The sequence below is a fragment of the Rahnella bonaserana genome, assembly GCF_019049675.1.
GTDB classification, from domain to species: domain Bacteria; phylum Pseudomonadota; class Gammaproteobacteria; order Enterobacterales; family Enterobacteriaceae; genus Rahnella; species Rahnella bonaserana.
Genome location: NZ_JAFMOW010000023.1, coordinates 1 through 384, shown reverse-complemented (window position 1 = coordinate 384; position 384 = coordinate 1). Strand labels below are relative to the sequence as shown.

Below are 384 nucleotides of genomic sequence, written 5' to 3'. Positions count from 1 at the left end.
CGCCGCGTTCATCGGTGCGCAGCTCAAAACCTTGCCCGCGCGGCACGTTTTGCGCATCCACGATATGCCCGCTATTCAGCTGGGTTTTGCCGTATTCGGTGGCGAGCTTGATGTGCTCCTCACCGCGTCGGTCCTCCATCCGCAGCTTGTTATTTGACGGGGTACGCAGGACGTTACGGGTGTGGTTCCTTTCGGTCACGTGGTCGGGATGTTCAGAGTCGTGCAGCGCGGCGGCGATATACGGCCGGTCGGGGTCACCGCCGTCAAAGGCAATCGCCACTTCGGTGCCGTCGGTCAGCGGCATATGCCAGCCGTAGCCGTCACCGCCGTAGGGTTTGGCGAGGCGCACCCACAGGTACGCATAACCGGCATCCGCCGACGCGC

The 384-nt window shown here is 63.5% G+C and carries 1 protein-coding gene; it reads right to left on the bottom strand.

The features are described 5' to 3' along the window. Positions 1 to 384 (bottom strand): type VI secretion system Vgr family protein (locus J1778_RS00095; RefSeq protein ID WP_217171492.1); only part of this gene is annotated, 384 nt, incomplete at both ends.